This is a genomic window from Limnoraphis robusta CS-951, assembly GCF_000972705.2.
Genome location: NZ_LATL02000293.1, coordinates 1 through 15,136, shown reverse-complemented (window position 1 = coordinate 15,136; position 15,136 = coordinate 1). Strand labels below are relative to the sequence as shown.

Genomic DNA, 15,136 nt, shown 5'->3' with positions numbered 1-15,136 from the left:
TCCTAATAGATATATGTTTTCCCCACAAACAACTGATATAAACCCGCCCCCTCTGAGACAGTAGGGAATAGTTTTGTAGGGGCGGGTTCCTAATAGATATATGTTTTCCCCACAAACAACTGATATAAACCCGCCCCCTCACTCACAGTGACGGTTAAGGGCGGGTTTATCGAGGTAGTTGCTGAGAAGATATACATTGAGGCGGAACCCGCCCCTACAATATTGATAACAATTCAATCGCCTTGAGGGTATTCATCCCACAATGTTGTGATTTGACGTAAACTCTGAAATTCTCCCTGACCTAAAATCAAATGATCTAAAATGGGAATCGATAACACTTGGGCGCCCTGTAAAAGTTGACGAGTTAGGGTAATATCTTCAGGGCTGGGTTCAACATTTCCCGAAGGATGGTTATGAGAAATAATCATCCGTGTCGCCCCTTGTCTAATCACTTCTCGAAAAATTTCCCGAGGATGGGCTAAGGTTTCGGTGGCAGTACCAATTGTAATAACTTTTGTTCCGAGTAAACGATTTTTCACATCTAATAATAATACCGCAAATCGTTCTTGAGTTTGCCACATTAAATCTTGGCTTAAAGCGTCGGCTGCGGCTTGGGGCGTTTCGATAATTGCGAGTTCAGATGGACGGAGTTGAAAGACTCGTTTTCCAAGTTCAACTGCGGCGATAATTGTGGTGGCTTTTGCTGGCCCTATGCCATGAATTTGCGTGAGTTCTTGTACTTTAATATGTCGCAAAATTGATAGGGGATCATGCTGATTTTGACTGAGTTGATTGAGTAAATATTGCCCTAAACCCACTGCTGATAATTTTCCCTTTCCCTGTCCCGTATTCAATAAAATAGCGATTAATTCTGCACTTGAAAGGGCTTGTGGGCCATGTGCCATCATTCGTTCTCGGGGTCGTTCATCTGAGGGTAAATCAGCAATTCTCAGGCTATAGGTCATACTCGATGCTCTCACAACAAGGATTAAATTCAATATAACCCGAGTTTTTTGAAAATCAATGAATATTTTCCATATCAATATTTTCTGATTTGATCAAAAAAAGCTGTTCATAAATATCCGTAAAATTACCGATGTTCTAAACATTGAACTTGATCGCCATTGTGAATAACACCCGTATTTATAGGGATAATATTCTGACCAAACATCACACCTCCGGTTTGTCGTCGAAAGGTAGATAAGGTCTTCAAAGGTTCTTTGAACTCGTCCCGTTTTCCGGTCAATTGGTCTGTTGTGGTAACAATACAGCGATCGCAAGGTTTAACGACATCAAAATAAACCGCTCCAATTTTAATCAATTTCCAGTGATCTTCAATAAAAGGAAACTCAGATTCAATCACAATATTTGGACGAAATCGAATCATCGAAATTGGCAAAAATTCAACTGTATGATTCGCTTTTATTCGGCGATTCAGTTCAGCTAAAGAAGCCGTATTGGTCAGTAAAAAAGGATAACCATCGGCAAAGCTAACCTGATCTTTGGGTCGTTGTGCATAATTGGGATTAACTAAGCGAATATTTTGAGGAGATTGTCGCACGAGCCGACAAGTTTGTTCAGAGGATAATTTTAAGGCATTTTGCAGCCAATTTGCCACCGCATCGCCTTGATCAATGGCTATTGTATGATCTCGCCAAATCTGAACGTTCAGAAGATTTCCGGTTAAATTTGGTTCAAAGGTAAAGGGTTCTATTGTTTCATCTTGAACCGAAAAAGAAATCATTCCCTCTGAGAGTTGAACCCGAATTTTTGCCATCTGAGGATAGTCTCGTTGCGTCATAAATTGATGATGTTGATCAACAATCATCAATTCTCGATCCCAAAGAAACCCTTTCGGTGTGACTTCTGCTTGTTCAAGTTCAATTCTTTGACAAGACTTAATCGGATGAATAAAAATACCAGTAACGTTCATCTGCGAAAATCTCTCCGCTAAACCGATAAAAAGGACTGAAGAGTGAGTTGATCTTTCAACTCAACCCATCCTACCCACTGAAATAGCGTTCTGTCAGGCAACTCCAGTATACAGGAGGTGATATCAAACCGGATTGGTTATATTAGTAGACGATAGGAGCGATTCAGCTTCTCAGATGTTTATTGGGGTCTGTAGCATCATGAAATCTCCATTTTTCCGTACTTTGCTGGCGACTACAACCACAGTTGCAGTTAGTGCTATTGCTTCTAGTGGCTATGCGGTTAGCCTCGTTCCCGACTCTGAAGGGGAAATTAATGTGGGTTTAGGTTGTCTAGATTCCGCTCAGTGTATCACACCCGATTCTCTGTCTTTTGTGGAGAGTATTCTGTCTCTGACAGATGACACCACAGGTTCAACAAGTCGTCTGTTTATTGATGACTTGACAACAGAGAATCAGTATGGTGATCAAATTAGCTTTTCTCAGACAGATGCGGGTACCAAGCCGACGGATGTTTGGTTTCGTCCAGTCGCTTATGATCAAGCAACAGATTCTTATCCCGAAGACGGTCAACTTGAAGTTGGGACTTACACCTTTGAATTTGCGACGATCTTAGAAGAATTAACCATTGAGTATTTTGATACGGAGTCACAAAATACGACGGGTGTTGTCGCTATTAATGGTAATTCTTTGGCTTCACCGGATTGGGTACTTTCTGGCTCAAATGGTAACACTTTTTCTCAAACCTTTAATGATGTTAGTTCTCTAACGTTGAAACTGGGGTTATTTGACCCCGAGGGACTGTTAGTTAAGAAGCCTGGAGATGGTGTCCGTTTTCGGTTAGCGGCTACGACTGTTCCTGAACCGACCACAATGGGCGGTTTAGTGGCTGTAGGTTTGGCTTTAGTCGGCTCAAAACTGCGTCAGTCTCGTCGAATTTGAACTTGCTTAATTGATGTCGGGTGAGTGAGTAGAGGATTAATTTTCTGTGGTGTGAATAGATTGTTACGGATAATAATACTCAAGATGGATGGGAGATTAGCCTATTCACTCATCCATCTTTTTTGAGTATCTTCATCCGAGCAGAGATTGAACCTTGAATCTATCTTAGGGATGATGAGAGGCGCATTTTTGTTGTGCTATTTGTAAGTAACGATGGCTCGGACAAAGCTCTCAGTCACATCCTGCCAGCGAGGATTACAGGCTTGATCATTAATAATGTCAAAATGCACGAGTGACCACTGTTCCCCTTTATTTTCTCGTTCTCTGCGATGTTCGAGATAGGTGACTTTCTGCGGGTTAAGATAGTAGCTTTCACAGATTTGATCAAATAAAATCTCAAAAGCACTACTAATACTTATCCCTTCATTCCAGGGTAACTCTGTGACCATGACAATCTGGCTACCATCAGATTTAGGATGGATGTGTAAATCACACTTACAAATACTTCCAGGCCAAAGTTGACACTTAAACAACATCTCAAAAATATCCTTTGTTAAAGCGTATCAAAAAGAGGACTGAAGGCTTTCTTTCCAGTCCCTATGTTCTTAATAAGGAATTATAAATTAAATCTTAAGACACCTCATAGTCCCCTTGGGGTAGAGGGTGACGCAGATGTTCAGCGATTCTTTGGGAAATTTGCTGAACTTGGAGACTCTCTATGGCGTCACAAGGGTTGAATTTAGGCTTTTTTCCTTTATTCTTCCGACAACGAAAGCGACCGCAACCCCCGCGAAAAGGGTCTAATTTCTAAAAGCGACAGTAACAAAAATTTACATTGGCGGACTTTGGGTTATAAACAGGGAGCATTGTGTAACAGATAATTCACTTCACTCACCAGCCATTCTCTAAACAATTTTTGGATAATTTTTTGAGAACGTTCCTCCGTTAACTCAGCCGAGATAAACTCTTCAACTTTAAACAAATGATAACCCTCATCGGTTTTGTGAGGGCCAATAATTTCTCCAGGACTAGCAGCAAAAACCAGAGCAGCTACATCCGCTTTCAAATGACGACGGTTGAGTTTTCCTTCATAACCACATAATTCTCTGCGTTTTTTTTCAATATCATATAGATGAGCGGCGTGATAAAAGCTGATTTCTTCTTCTTCTATTTGATAGAAAATTTCCCGTGCTAGTCGTTCGTAGGGAACAATAATTTGATAAAGCAGAACTTGTTCATAGTCTAACTTATTTTGAGCAAAATATTTTTCGACTTCGGGAGCAAACAAATCATCGGCTAATTTTTTCGCCAAAATATTTTCTTTAATTCCCACTTCCCAGTCATCGGGAGTAATCATTTCATCTGTCAGCCAAGCTAACGTATCAGAGGCTTTTTCTAACCGTCTAGCTAGACGTTGACGATCAGCTTCTGCCTGAATTTCATCAGGAGTTACCGTAATTCCTCGTTCCTGAACCGCTCGATGAATGGCTCTTTGCGATAAAATCTTCTGACACATATCCTTGTATTTTATTTGTTCTTTCAGAAAACAAATAATTTCATCATTGCTGACACTTCTTCCCGACTGATTAACCATAGTCGTTCTCTCTCTCGGTTCAGGCTGAGTAGTTTTCATCCTCAAATAATATCGCTTTATGTAACAGTAAAGTCTGCAAGGGTTAAAGTTTTTTGCTCGACCGGATAGACCGTTCCTAGAACTCTACCTAAAATCGCTTCATTCGGGTTGAAATTCAGTTAGAATCAACAGGACTTAAAGTAATATCGGCTATAGAGATAGCTGAGAGAAGGAGAATTTTGTTATCGGCGATCGCCTCAAAGTCAACAATCACATCAACAGTCTCAACATCCTCTATCTTCAACCAATGTATTCGCTCCTTCTCGTCCAATCTGGGTATCATTCCCGACGTTTCCGAAAAGCAGATCATCTTCCGTTCCCCCAGTCAGTGAGTTATCACCCTCACCTCCTGGAATTGTATCATTTCCCTCTCCACCCTCGAGGGTATCATTTCCTACATTTCCCTGAACAAAATCATCACCACTTTCGCCAGATCGACTATCATTCCCCTCTAAACCAAAGATTTGATCATCTTCAGCCGTTCCGAAAATCTGATCATCATCGGGGCTTCCCACGATAGAAAGTTCAGAATTAATATGAGTTTTGAGAACAAGTGATTCCTCAGCAACAGAGAGAAAATCATTGAAAGTCAGTGTGGTTTCACCGCTACTATTGACGGTTCCAAATAAGATAGCTAAGGCTGGATTTTACTCTTGATGAATTACTCTAACTTTCAGAATGATTTTCGACTGTATTTGTATCGGGTGAATGATTAACTGGAGTTTCAACAATTACATCAGAATCCGATTCTACAAAAGGTTCTTCTATTGCCGTGGAACTATTATCAGTTGAAGTTTCTTCATCCTCAACATTAACTGTTACCGTTGTTGAAACATCATCTTCTGAAGCGGTTGCTGTAGCAGTTCCGCTACTTGATGTTGCTCCCGCAATAAATTCTTCTGTTTCACTATGACTGGTATTATTTCCATTGGTAGCGGTTGCTTCGCCATAACTTCCAGCGCCTGTTTCATCTACAAAAGAACCCGAACTAGCAGAACTACTGGAACTGTCATTGGCATTTTTATCCTCTTGGTCTGTGTCCTCTTTAACGAAGAAAAAGTCAGAATCAGTTAGATCATGACTCTCTTCAAAAAGGGAATTTTGTAAATCTGATGCACGAGGAAAATTTAGGAGTTCGTTGATAATAACTAATCTCCAAAAATGGAGTATAAAATGTCATGCAGTTCCAGTAGATTTTTAAAATGCGCTAGTATCAACGTATGCTTCAGCAGAGGTGTATCCACCTCCTGAAATCGCATAAGCGTATGATAAACCTGTAGCACCAGCAATCGTATAACCACCCCAGTAGTTATATTGATTACCGTTAACATAGACTCCTACGCCAGTTTTTACAGCTACACTAACACCAGTAGCAACAGCGACGGAGACACTTCCTCCATTAATTTCTGGAGAGTTGTAGATATCGCTTTCGCAAAAGTTCAGATCAGTAATTTGAAGTTGGCTCATGTGTTCCTTTTGAGAAAAACAGAATCACTGAAAGCACCACAAAACGTTTAATTTTGCTTTCAGTGATTGAAGTTATACTTTGCTTTGAAGCCAATGAATTATTTAGTAGTAGTAGTAGTAGCCTGAGGAAGTGGAAGCATTAGAGTTAGAGGAAGAACTGGAACCAGCAACGGAATTATTTTCAGCAAATGCATTGGTGCTAGTGTAAGTACTCGCATTGGGATTGGAGCCGAAAGCAATGCTATTTGCATAGGCGTTGGCATAAGCAGTTGCTGATTGTTGGTAGCCGTAATAGTAACCACCTTCTATACTGGCTGCTTCCGATACAACTTCTAAGTGATTTAAGTCTGAGATGTTCATGGTTTTTTACTCCTATGGAGTCAGTATGGTGAGAAAGATTTGCTTTCCTTTTTGTAATCAATGTAGCTAGTTTTTCAATGATCGTGTTGCCATTTTGGCATTTTTATATCTTGTAACGGAAGTTTCTCCCAAGCGAATGCGTCTTCTGTCAAGCACACCCCAGAAACCCGGTTTCTTTGAGAATCTCAAGGCCAAATTGGCAACATTCGACAGGAAATTTGAGGTTCAATGGAAAACGACTTCAAGAGGGAATATGGGCATGACAACAGTGACAGAAGCCCTGCGGCTAGCCGCTCAATATCAACAAGCGCATGATTTAACAAAAGCCGAACAAGTTTACCGTCAGATTTTACAAAGTCAACCCCGTCAACCCAATGCCTTGTGTGGGTTAGGGGTACTGGCTCAACTGCAAGGTCAATATCAGGTGGCGGAGAAGTTCCTCAGCGCAGCTTTGCAAGTTCAACCGAACTTGGCTCAAGGATGGTTAAATTTAGGCAATTTACACCAAGTTCAGGGTCGGTTAGCAGAAGCGTTAGAAGCCTACCAGCGCGTGGTTGCTCTCAATCCCAATTCAGTTGCCGCCTATAATAATATAGGTTACACCTTACAACTCAAAGATGAGTGGAATCAAGCGATCGCCTACTATCAAAAAGCCTGTTCTCTTCAACCCAACAACATTGAAATTAATGTTAATTTAGCCAACGCACTTCACACTCAAGGGAAGCTTTCTCCCGAACAACAAATTCACTACGCTGCCATCAATCATGATCTCGGTGTCGCTCGCAAAAAAGCTGGAGATTTAAAAACTGCCATTGTTTATTATCGCCAAGCTATTGCTCTCCAACCGAATCTCGCCTTAGCCCATTATAACTTAGGTGCAGCCCTAAAAGCAAGCGGAAAAATCGAAGAAGCAATAACCAGTTATCAAACCGCATTAGAGCTTAATTCTAAGGATAAGAATGCTGACAACAGCTTAATTGTTCAAGCGTTAAATACACTCAACTGCTTACAAAACCAGTCCCCTAAAATTCCGGCTTCTAACCGATTAAAAGTAGCATTTGTTTGTCAGCCCTTTGTGATGACCTCTTTTCCGAATCCGGCTGATTCCATTGGCATTTTAACCTACGAATTGGTGAAAATTTTAGCGCACCAGTTTAATATCACTGTTTATGCAGCCGGCCAACAATCTCGCCAAATGAATATAGAAGGGGTCGATTATCAATATATTCCCATTAGTCAAGATCAATCCTTCCTCAAGTATTTTGAAAAACTCCCCTTTAAAAATCCCAAATCACCCCTATTTAATCACCGCTTTTATTATCTGGGATATGGGTTACGAATTGCCCAAAATTTAAGAAAACAACAATTTGATATTGTTCACATTCACAACTGCTCTCAATTTGTACCAATTATTCGGGCTTTAAATCCCCAAATTAAAATTGTTCTCCATATGCACTGTGAATGGTTGCATCAACTCGACTATAAAACCACTGAACAGCGATTGCGTCAAGTTGATTTAGTGATTACTCCCAGCGACTATATTACAGAAGCCGCTCGCCAACGTTTTCCGCAGTTTTCAGAGCGCATTCAAACCCTTGCCAATGGAGTTGACTTAGAGAAATTTGTTGATTCATCTCTGGGCTATATAAACCCAAAATCTGATGCAAAATCTCAAGCAAAACAACTCCTCTATGTGGGTCGAATTTGCCCAGAAAAAGGTTCCCATATTCTGTTAGAAGCCTTTCACAAAGTCCTAGAAAAAGAGCCGGAAACTCAACTGACCTTAGTCGGGCCAATGGGAGTGATTCCCTATGAATATTTAGTGGCTTTGAGTGAAGACGCCAAAATTAAAGATTTGGCTGTATTTCATCAGGGAGAGAACTGGAAAGTTGGCTTGAGAAACGCCTTTGCAAAATTGAATCAAATTCGAGAAGATACGGTAACATTAACGGGTTGTTTGGCGCCGACAAAGTTACCGCCTTATTATCAAAATGCCGATCTATTTATCTTTCCCTCAGTCTGTCAAGAAGCCTTTGGAATGCCTGTCGCAGAAGCAATGGTGGCGGGTGTTCCGGTAATTGTTAGTGATGGCGGCGGTTTACCGGAACTGGTTGAAAATGGAAAAAGTGGGTTAGTTGTTGAACGCAGTAATGCTGATGCTTTAGCCGAGGCTATCCTCAAACTTTTAACAGATGAAACGCTGAGGAAGTCGATGGGTTCATCAGGTCATAAACGTGCTGTTGAACAGTTCTCCTTTGAGAAAATTGCTGAGGATTTACAACAACAATATTATCAACTCTGCGGTCAAGTTGAACCCCAGTTAAATCTCACAACATTATCTCCAGCAAATCCCCAAGCGGCTTAATTTATCCCCATAAAATGATGAAAACCAGTTCTTCAAAATCTCCAATTCGCCAACTTTATCAACGGCTAATTTATCAAACTCGGGTTGAATATTCCCCGCCCGATTTCCAAAAATCCGCCATTGTTTTTGCACCCCATCAAGATGATGAAACCTTGGGCTGTGGCGGAACAATTATTCGCAAAAAACAGGCAGGCGCAGAGGTCAAAGTTGTTTTTATGACCGATGGCGGTAAATCTCATGCTCACCTGATTTCCGAAGATGAATTAAAATCAATTCGAGCGCAGGAAGCCTTAGCAGCCGCTCAAAAACTCGGCTTGAGTCAGACAGATATTCTATTCCTTGAAGTCCCAGATGGAACCTTAGCAAACCATCAAGAAGCAGCTATTCAAAAAGTTGCTAAAATTTTGCTCAAATATCTGCCGGAAGAAATCTTTGTTCCCTATCATCAGGATGGAATATCCGATCACAATGCCACAGCTTACATTGTTTTATTAGCCCTGCGACGCTGTGGATTTAATAGCACGGTTTATGAATATCCGATTTGGTTTTTTAATCACTGGCCCTGGACTCCCTTTGAGGGAGATTTCAAAAAGTTTTTGTTAACGCTGAGTCAAAATATCAAATATAGCTGGCGTTTTCTCAAAGAGTTTAAATCCTCGGTTTATATTGGGGAAGTTTTAGACCAAAAACGATCCGCCCTGGAAGAACATAAATCTCAAGTCACGCAACTCATTCTTGATCCTCAATGGCTCACCTTACGAGATGTTTCTCAGGGAGATTTTTTAGACTGCTTTTTTCAAAACTACGAACTGTTTCGTTCATCTCATCTAAATAAAAAGTAACTCAATCAAAAAAATGTTAATTGATCGAATCAAAAACACCAGTTTACCCCCCGAACGCAAATCCCTTTTAACAGATAAATTTTCCGATGAAAAATTGGCGGGTAAAGTCATCGGAACCCGCAGTTTAAGTGGTACTGTTCGCCAAGGGGCGGATGTAGAAAAGCGGATGGCAATTGACAACAATGCCCTGCGTCTGCAACCTTTAGTCAAACCGGGTTGGGGAAGACAGGGAATTGCTTATGGCCCCTACACCCGCCGCAATGGGTTAGCGTTTGCTGTATTTCTACTCAACGGCCATAATACGTCCCAAGTCGAACGAATTGAACCGTTGAAAGAGCGACTGCATCGTTGGCTAATTGGAACCGAAACCGACAAACCGACTCAACGACTGTGGCGGTGGATTTGGAATGGCCCTAAAATTGGATTGGTACAAAGGCTGCTGTGGTGGGTTCGGACAACCATCCGCATTTCCAGACATTGGAAGGGCTTTCGGTTAACATCCTTCAATGAAAATTTAGCCGTCGGTTGGTTTCCCGAAGAGGTGCCAACAGACCCCACAAAACAGGGAAATAGCTTTATTGTTCATGCAACGGGTTCACATAATGGGGAATTGTGGCTGCGAACCCAAGATAACCTTTTATCAACCTTTCGAGGCTTACAAAACCTGCAAGTTTATTATGTTGTCATTTTGCGAGACAACGGCGCCGCCTACTATGCCGCTTCTGTTTCCAATGCGACGGGTTTGGCTGCTTATCCGAATATGCGCCCCCTGGGAATTGATCCGTTTGAACAACATCCTACCGTTTATGCGGGTTTCTATCAAAGTATTTTGGGACAAAATGGGTTCCGAGTCGATACGCGAGTTTATGGCGCCGAAGTTGCCCAACTTTCAGACCTGGCAACGTGGTATGGTACTGCTCATATTGCCGATGATTTAACCGGTGAGGGTGAGTTTGAAAAAACAGCCCCGCGTACCGGAAGCAACTGGACGATTTTTGGCGGAAACTACAAACGAACCGCCCTCGGAGTGACTGCAACCGCACCCGACAGCCTCGCAATACTGCACGCTGACACCCCTTCTGGCTTGGTTCATGTACTGGTTGACACTTCAACTCAACAGACTGAAATACAGCTCATTTGGCGGTTTCAAGATGAAAATAATTACTCGAGTTTCTCGGCAGATGGGGAACGGTGTAAACTCCAAATTATCGAAAATGGCAAACGGGAAATTCTCGCGGTGAGTCAGTTGTGGTTTCTCAAACCCAACAGCGTCAACTCCCTGCAAATTTTAGATGATGGGGAAACCTTCAGCCTTTCTCTTAACGGTCAGCTTGTCTTTGGCAAATGGTTTATTGACCCTCGTCTGCAAACGGCTACCGGAGTAGGTATTGGTTCGACTCAAGCTAACCCGAGTTTATATTTTCGGGCGTTAGAAGCCCATCCTCGCAGTATAGCAATACCTTCTAGTTTGGATCTGGGTTCGCCTTGGCAACTCAAGGGTCAACAGGTCGTCATTAGCGATGATTTTACCGGAGATATTGGCGAATTGGCGGGAAAACCCACCTCAACGGAAGGGTTAATTTGGCAGAAACAAATGGGTACAGGCGTGATTAAATTAACCGGAAACGGCGCCAAAGTTCAAGCCGATGCTCAACACCCTAACCCCGGTCGCACCGCCTATACTGTGGAGTGGAATCATCCCCAATTTGCTGATTTAACCGTTGAAATTACCCCTCCGGGAACGGGTCGAGGACAAGCAGAAAAAGGTCGCGGTGGCTTCATTTTTTGGCAAGATGCCGAGAATTACATCATCCTCAATAATTGGTTAGATGACTGTTATGGGGGAGCGTCTATTTCCTCGTTTTTCTATCTCAACGGGTTTGAGGAATTGTACGATGCCGTCTGGACAAACGTAGGAGGGCGTATTTCTTGGGGTGTTTCCCATCAACTGCGGATGATTTTTGATGGCATGAATTACACCGCTTTAATTAACGATGAACCCGTGTTGTATCGCGCCCTCACCGATGTTTATCCCAAAGCCGTTCCTTTATCCATTAACCGGGTGGGAATTGTAGCGAACTGGGAATGGGGTAACGACACCGGAAGTCTGTTTAAACACTTTATCGCAAAGGTTTAAAGAAGGAGACAGGAGTTAGGAGTCAGAATGAGGAGACACCGAGACTGGAGACACCGAGACAGGAGACAGGAGGGGGAAAAAGCATAGAAGTCAGAACTCAGGAGATTGTCTGCGTTGTTCAATTGCAGCAACATAAGAATTTAGTAATTTACTTACTTCTTCTAAATGTAGTAGCAGTTTTGAAGTCTCCCCATATTCAAGGTCATTTGCCAGAATTAAGTAATATCGCGACTCTTCAAGGGAACCTTGTGCAATATTCAAAAACCGGATTTTATCTGCTAAACCTTTTTTCCGAAAGCCCTCTGCTATATTTGCTGGCACTGATACGGATGCTCGTCTTAACTGAGAAGTTAATCCGTAGGTTTCAGTTTTGGGAAAGTTGCTACTAAAGCGGTAGACCTCTAAAACGAGTTGATGTGCTTTTTGCCAAACAATCAGATCCTGAAAACTTTTAGCAGATTCTCTCCTCATTCTGACTCCTGTCTCGGTGTCTCCTGACTCCTAACTTCTATCTCCTGACTCCTAACTTATATCTCCTGTCTCCTGTCTCCTGTCTCCTGACTCCTATCTCCTATCTCCTGACTCCTGTCTCCTGACTCCTGTCTCCTGACTCCTAACTTATATCTCCTGTCTCCTGACTCCTGTCTCCTGACTCCTATAATTCTATTAGGTTTAAAACAATGAATGTAACATCTCAACAAGTTATTCTCAATCAAGGGGTGGGTACTGGACTAAAGTTCAATCCCGATGACTCAAATCGCGATTATGCAACCGGGGCTTATGAATTGCCGATTCAAACCGCTTTGGCAAAGTACCTCAAACCTAACAGTGTATTCTACGATATTGGCGCAAATATTGGCTTTTTTACCGTGATTGCGGCTCGGTTAGTCGGAGAGTCTGGACAGGTTTATGCCTTTGAACCCGTCCCGGAAAATGCCGACAGAATTCGACAAAATGCCGAGATTAATCAATTTTCTCACGTCACGGTGTTTGAAAAGGCTGTTTCTGCCAACCCGGGCACCGCCGAACTGTTACTCGCCCATCATTCGGGCGGTGCAACCCTCTCCACTGCTGGCACACCGCCGGATTTGCGGGGGAAAATGGATGTAGAATTGGTTTCTATTGATGATTTAATTGCTCAGGGACAGATCAAGCCGCCATCGCTGGTTAAAATTGATGTGGAAGGGGCAGAAATTGCCGTTTTGCAGGGCATGGTTCAAACCTTAAAACAATTTCAGCCCCTCTTGATTTATGAAGTTGATGATGGCAATCAAGCCGCATTTCGCGCTAAAAATCAGGAGATAGAAGCATTTATTACTTCGGCTGGATATGATATAATTCCCCTAGAAGCGGCTTATAAAAATATTCAGTGGAATGTCGGACACGCGATCGCCGTTCCCAAACAACCGCTTTTATCTACTTCTGAAAAAACTCCGGTTTCCGCACTATCTGCCGCACTCCAACAGGCAACTCAATATTTGCGAGCCAATCGTTTCACCCAAGCCGAACAAGTTTACGGTAAAATTTTACAGCAAGAACCGAATCAACCCGAGGCTTTGCAAGGATTGGCGACAGTAGCGCAACACAAAGGTCAGTATCAAACTGCCGAGAAGTTCTTAAAAGTGGCGTTGCAGGTTAAACCGAGCGCTCAGGGCTGGTTCAGTTTAGGAAATGTCTTGCAAGTTCAAGGTCGCTTATCCGAAGCGGTAGACTGTTATCAGAAGGTGTTAGCGCTGCAACCGAACTCCGTCGCCGTCCTGAATAATTTGGGCTACACTCTACAACAGCAAGGGAAATGGGAAGAAGCCATCGCTTATTATCAACAAGTATTGGCACTTCAACCCAACTGCGTTGAAGCGGAGGTCAATCTGGAAAATGCTCTCTATGCTCAAGGAAAACTCTCTCCCGAAAAACAGTCCGACAGTGCCACGAAGAACTATCATTTGGGAGTCACCCGTCAACAACAAGGAGATTTGACGACGGCGCTTGGCTATTACCGCCAAGCCATTGCTATACAGCCCGATTTGCCGGATGCTCATTATCAGTTAGGCGTGATCCAAGAATCTCTGGGCGAGTTAGAAGCGGCAATTGTTTCTTGTCTCAATGCGATCGATCTCAATCCCAACTTTGGGCAAGCCTATCTTCTTCTGGGTAAAATTTATCAAACTCAACTGAAATTAGAAGAAGCTGCATCTGCCTATCGAGAGGGATTAAAACGGGTGAATCCTCGCTATGCCCTGGCGGTTGAGGCTTATACTCCAACTTCAACCAATCCTAAAGATTATACCACACCCCAACTGAGTTTAGGGGAAGTCACCGTTGGAAATTATACCTTTCCCGGTACGCCAACTGTTTCTAAACCGGAAGAAAAACGACCGTTTTGGACGGTGATTGTTCCTCTGTATAATCGCAAAAACTATCTGTTGGAATGTTTGGCGAGTATTCTGGCGCAATGGCCTGGGGAAGAGGAGATGGAAATTCTGGTGATGGATAATAACAGCACTCCCCCGCTATTTGATTTGGTGAATGCGATCGGTGGCGGTATTGTGCGTTATCATCTGAATCCAGAAAATATTGGCGCTCGCCGCAATTTTAATCTGGCTATTGGTTTGAGTCGTGGGGAATGGATTCATGTTATCCCAGAGGATGAATATGTTTTCCCTGAGTTTTATCAACGCTTTCAGCAGAGTTTAGCAAACTGTCCCGAGTCGGTGGGGGCGGCTTTTACCGGATATCAGAATATTAATGATGACGGTAAGGTGATTTTTACCCAAACTCACGGCTATGGAGATCAAAGCGGAATTATTCAAGATTGGTTGGGACGAATTGGGGTTTCTAACGTTTTAAATCCCTGTGCGGTGGTGATTCGTCGCTCTACCCATGAACGTTTGGGAACGTATGATCCTAATAATACGTTTACTCCCGACTGGGAACTTTACAAGCGGATTGCTTCGTTTTATGATTGGTGGTACGAACCGGGAATTTTAGCCTGTTATCGTCAGCATTCTAATAATATGACCAGCGAACTGGCCAAAGCGGGAGCGCAAGCGGAGTCGATTCGCATGGGAATTGAGATTTCCGAGAGTTATCTGCCTGCTGAACGTTGTGCTGAAATTACCGCTAAGGCGCGGCGTCATTTCTTTAAATATTGTCTTGATAGCGCCATTGTTCCGATTAAAGCGGGTAATCTCTCGGGGGCGTTTCGTTTGATTCAAGAGGCGCTTAAAATTGATTCTTCCACCGAAGCGATTAATCTGCTGTTTACCTGGCTGACTCAAGATGAAGCGGCGCCGCTACGTCTGGAAATTGCCTCAAAGTTGCGTTCGATTACCTTGAACCCAACCGAAGAGACTTTTTTCTTCGCCTATCCTTAATATCAGATCCCACTAATCAATCAGCGTCTTGTAGGGGCGGGTTGAGGCTACGATTTTGACGACCACTTCGAGATTGAGTTAAACC

General features: G+C 42.8%; 14 protein-coding genes. 6 read left to right on the top strand and 8 right to left on the bottom strand.

The window, feature by feature from the left end; genetic code table 11:
- Positions 1 to 233: 233 nt before the first annotated feature.
- Together radC and WN50_RS24635 are read right to left on the bottom strand one after the other, a co-directional pair.
- Complete coding sequence (radC, locus tag WN50_RS24640; protein WP_046276952.1) at positions 234 to 965, bottom strand: RadC family protein; 732 nt, start codon at positions 963 to 965, stop codon at positions 234 to 236.
- Between the two features lie 125 nt (positions 966 to 1,090).
- Positions 1,091 to 1,933, bottom strand: a complete 843-nt coding sequence (locus tag WN50_RS24635) for an MOSC domain-containing protein (protein WP_046276951.1) — start codon at positions 1,931 to 1,933, stop codon at positions 1,091 to 1,093.
- 199 nt (positions 1,934 to 2,132) lie between these two features.
- Between WN50_RS24635 and WN50_RS24630 the strand changes: the two genes are divergently transcribed.
- Positions 2,133 to 2,873, top strand: coding sequence for an LEVG family PEP-CTERM protein (locus WN50_RS24630; RefSeq protein ID WP_049561093.1), 741 nt, complete (start codon positions 2,133 to 2,135; stop codon positions 2,871 to 2,873).
- A gap of 197 nt (positions 2,874 to 3,070) precedes the next feature.
- Here the strand turns inward: WN50_RS24630 and WN50_RS24625 are convergent, their stop codons facing one another.
- The 3 genes from WN50_RS24625 to WN50_RS24615 all read right to left on the bottom strand — a co-directional run bounded on the left by WN50_RS24625 (position 3,071) and on the right by WN50_RS24615 (position 5,021).
- The gene (locus tag WN50_RS24625) at positions 3,071 to 3,409 is read right to left on the bottom strand and encodes a hypothetical protein (RefSeq protein WP_072075638.1); all 339 of its coding nucleotides are present in this window, start codon (positions 3,407 to 3,409) and stop codon (positions 3,071 to 3,073) included.
- A gap of 314 nt (positions 3,410 to 3,723) precedes the next feature.
- Positions 3,724 to 4,467 carry a peptidylprolyl isomerase gene (locus tag WN50_RS24620; RefSeq protein ID WP_046276949.1) on the bottom strand — a complete coding sequence of 248 codons (744 nt, stop codon included), beginning with the start codon at positions 4,465 to 4,467 and terminating at the stop codon, positions 3,724 to 3,726.
- Between the two features lie 263 nt (positions 4,468 to 4,730).
- The gene (locus WN50_RS24615) at positions 4,731 to 5,021 is read right to left on the bottom strand and encodes a calcium-binding protein (protein ID WP_049561089.1); all 291 of its coding nucleotides are present in this window, start codon (positions 5,019 to 5,021) and stop codon (positions 4,731 to 4,733) included.
- A gap of 257 nt (positions 5,022 to 5,278) precedes the next feature.
- Between WN50_RS24615 and WN50_RS34865 the strand changes: the two genes are divergently transcribed.
- Positions 5,279 to 5,419 carry a hypothetical protein gene (locus WN50_RS34865; RefSeq protein ID WP_160315441.1) on the top strand — a complete coding sequence of 47 codons (141 nt, stop codon included), beginning with the start codon at positions 5,279 to 5,281 and terminating at the stop codon, positions 5,417 to 5,419.
- A 284-nt stretch (positions 5,420 to 5,703) separates the two neighbouring features.
- On the opposite strand, the gene WN50_RS24610 is transcribed toward WN50_RS34865, so the two are convergent.
- Positions 5,704 to 5,973 (bottom strand): hypothetical protein, encoded by a 270-nt coding sequence (locus WN50_RS24610; protein WP_046276948.1) that lies wholly within the window; start codon positions 5,971 to 5,973, stop codon positions 5,704 to 5,706.
- A gap of 102 nt (positions 5,974 to 6,075) precedes the next feature.
- Positions 6,076 to 6,333: a hypothetical protein gene (locus WN50_RS24605; protein WP_046276947.1), complete on the bottom strand. Its 258-nt coding sequence runs from the start codon at positions 6,331 to 6,333 to the stop codon at positions 6,076 to 6,078.
- A 259-nt stretch (positions 6,334 to 6,592) separates the two neighbouring features.
- Between WN50_RS24605 and WN50_RS33545 the strand changes: the two genes are divergently transcribed.
- Genes WN50_RS33545 through WN50_RS24590 form a run of 3 tightly spaced genes read left to right on the top strand, consistent with a single transcriptional unit; the run spans position 6,593 to position 11,677 of the window.
- Entirely contained in the window at positions 6,593 to 8,698 is a 2,106-nt protein-coding gene (locus WN50_RS33545; RefSeq protein WP_160315440.1) for a glycosyltransferase, read from the top strand.
- 14 nt (positions 8,699 to 8,712) lie between these two features.
- Positions 8,713 to 9,540, top strand: a complete 828-nt coding sequence (locus tag WN50_RS24595; RefSeq protein WP_049561086.1) for a PIG-L deacetylase family protein — start codon at positions 8,713 to 8,715, stop codon at positions 9,538 to 9,540.
- A 13-nt stretch (positions 9,541 to 9,553) separates the two neighbouring features.
- Positions 9,554 to 11,677 carry a hypothetical protein gene (locus WN50_RS24590; RefSeq protein WP_046276945.1) on the top strand — a complete coding sequence of 708 codons (2,124 nt, stop codon included), beginning with the start codon at positions 9,554 to 9,556 and terminating at the stop codon, positions 11,675 to 11,677.
- Positions 11,678 to 11,767: 90 nt separating this feature from the next.
- Here WN50_RS24590 and WN50_RS24585 read toward each other — a convergent pair whose 3' ends face one another.
- Complete coding sequence (locus tag WN50_RS24585; protein ID WP_046276944.1) at positions 11,768 to 12,148, bottom strand: four helix bundle protein; 381 nt, start codon at positions 12,146 to 12,148, stop codon at positions 11,768 to 11,770.
- A 209-nt stretch (positions 12,149 to 12,357) separates the two neighbouring features.
- Between WN50_RS24585 and WN50_RS31540 the strand changes: the two genes are divergently transcribed.
- Positions 12,358 to 15,051, top strand: coding sequence for an FkbM family methyltransferase (locus WN50_RS31540; protein WP_046276943.1), 2,694 nt, complete (start codon positions 12,358 to 12,360; stop codon positions 15,049 to 15,051).
- The last annotated feature ends 85 nt before the right edge of the window (positions 15,052 to 15,136 follow it).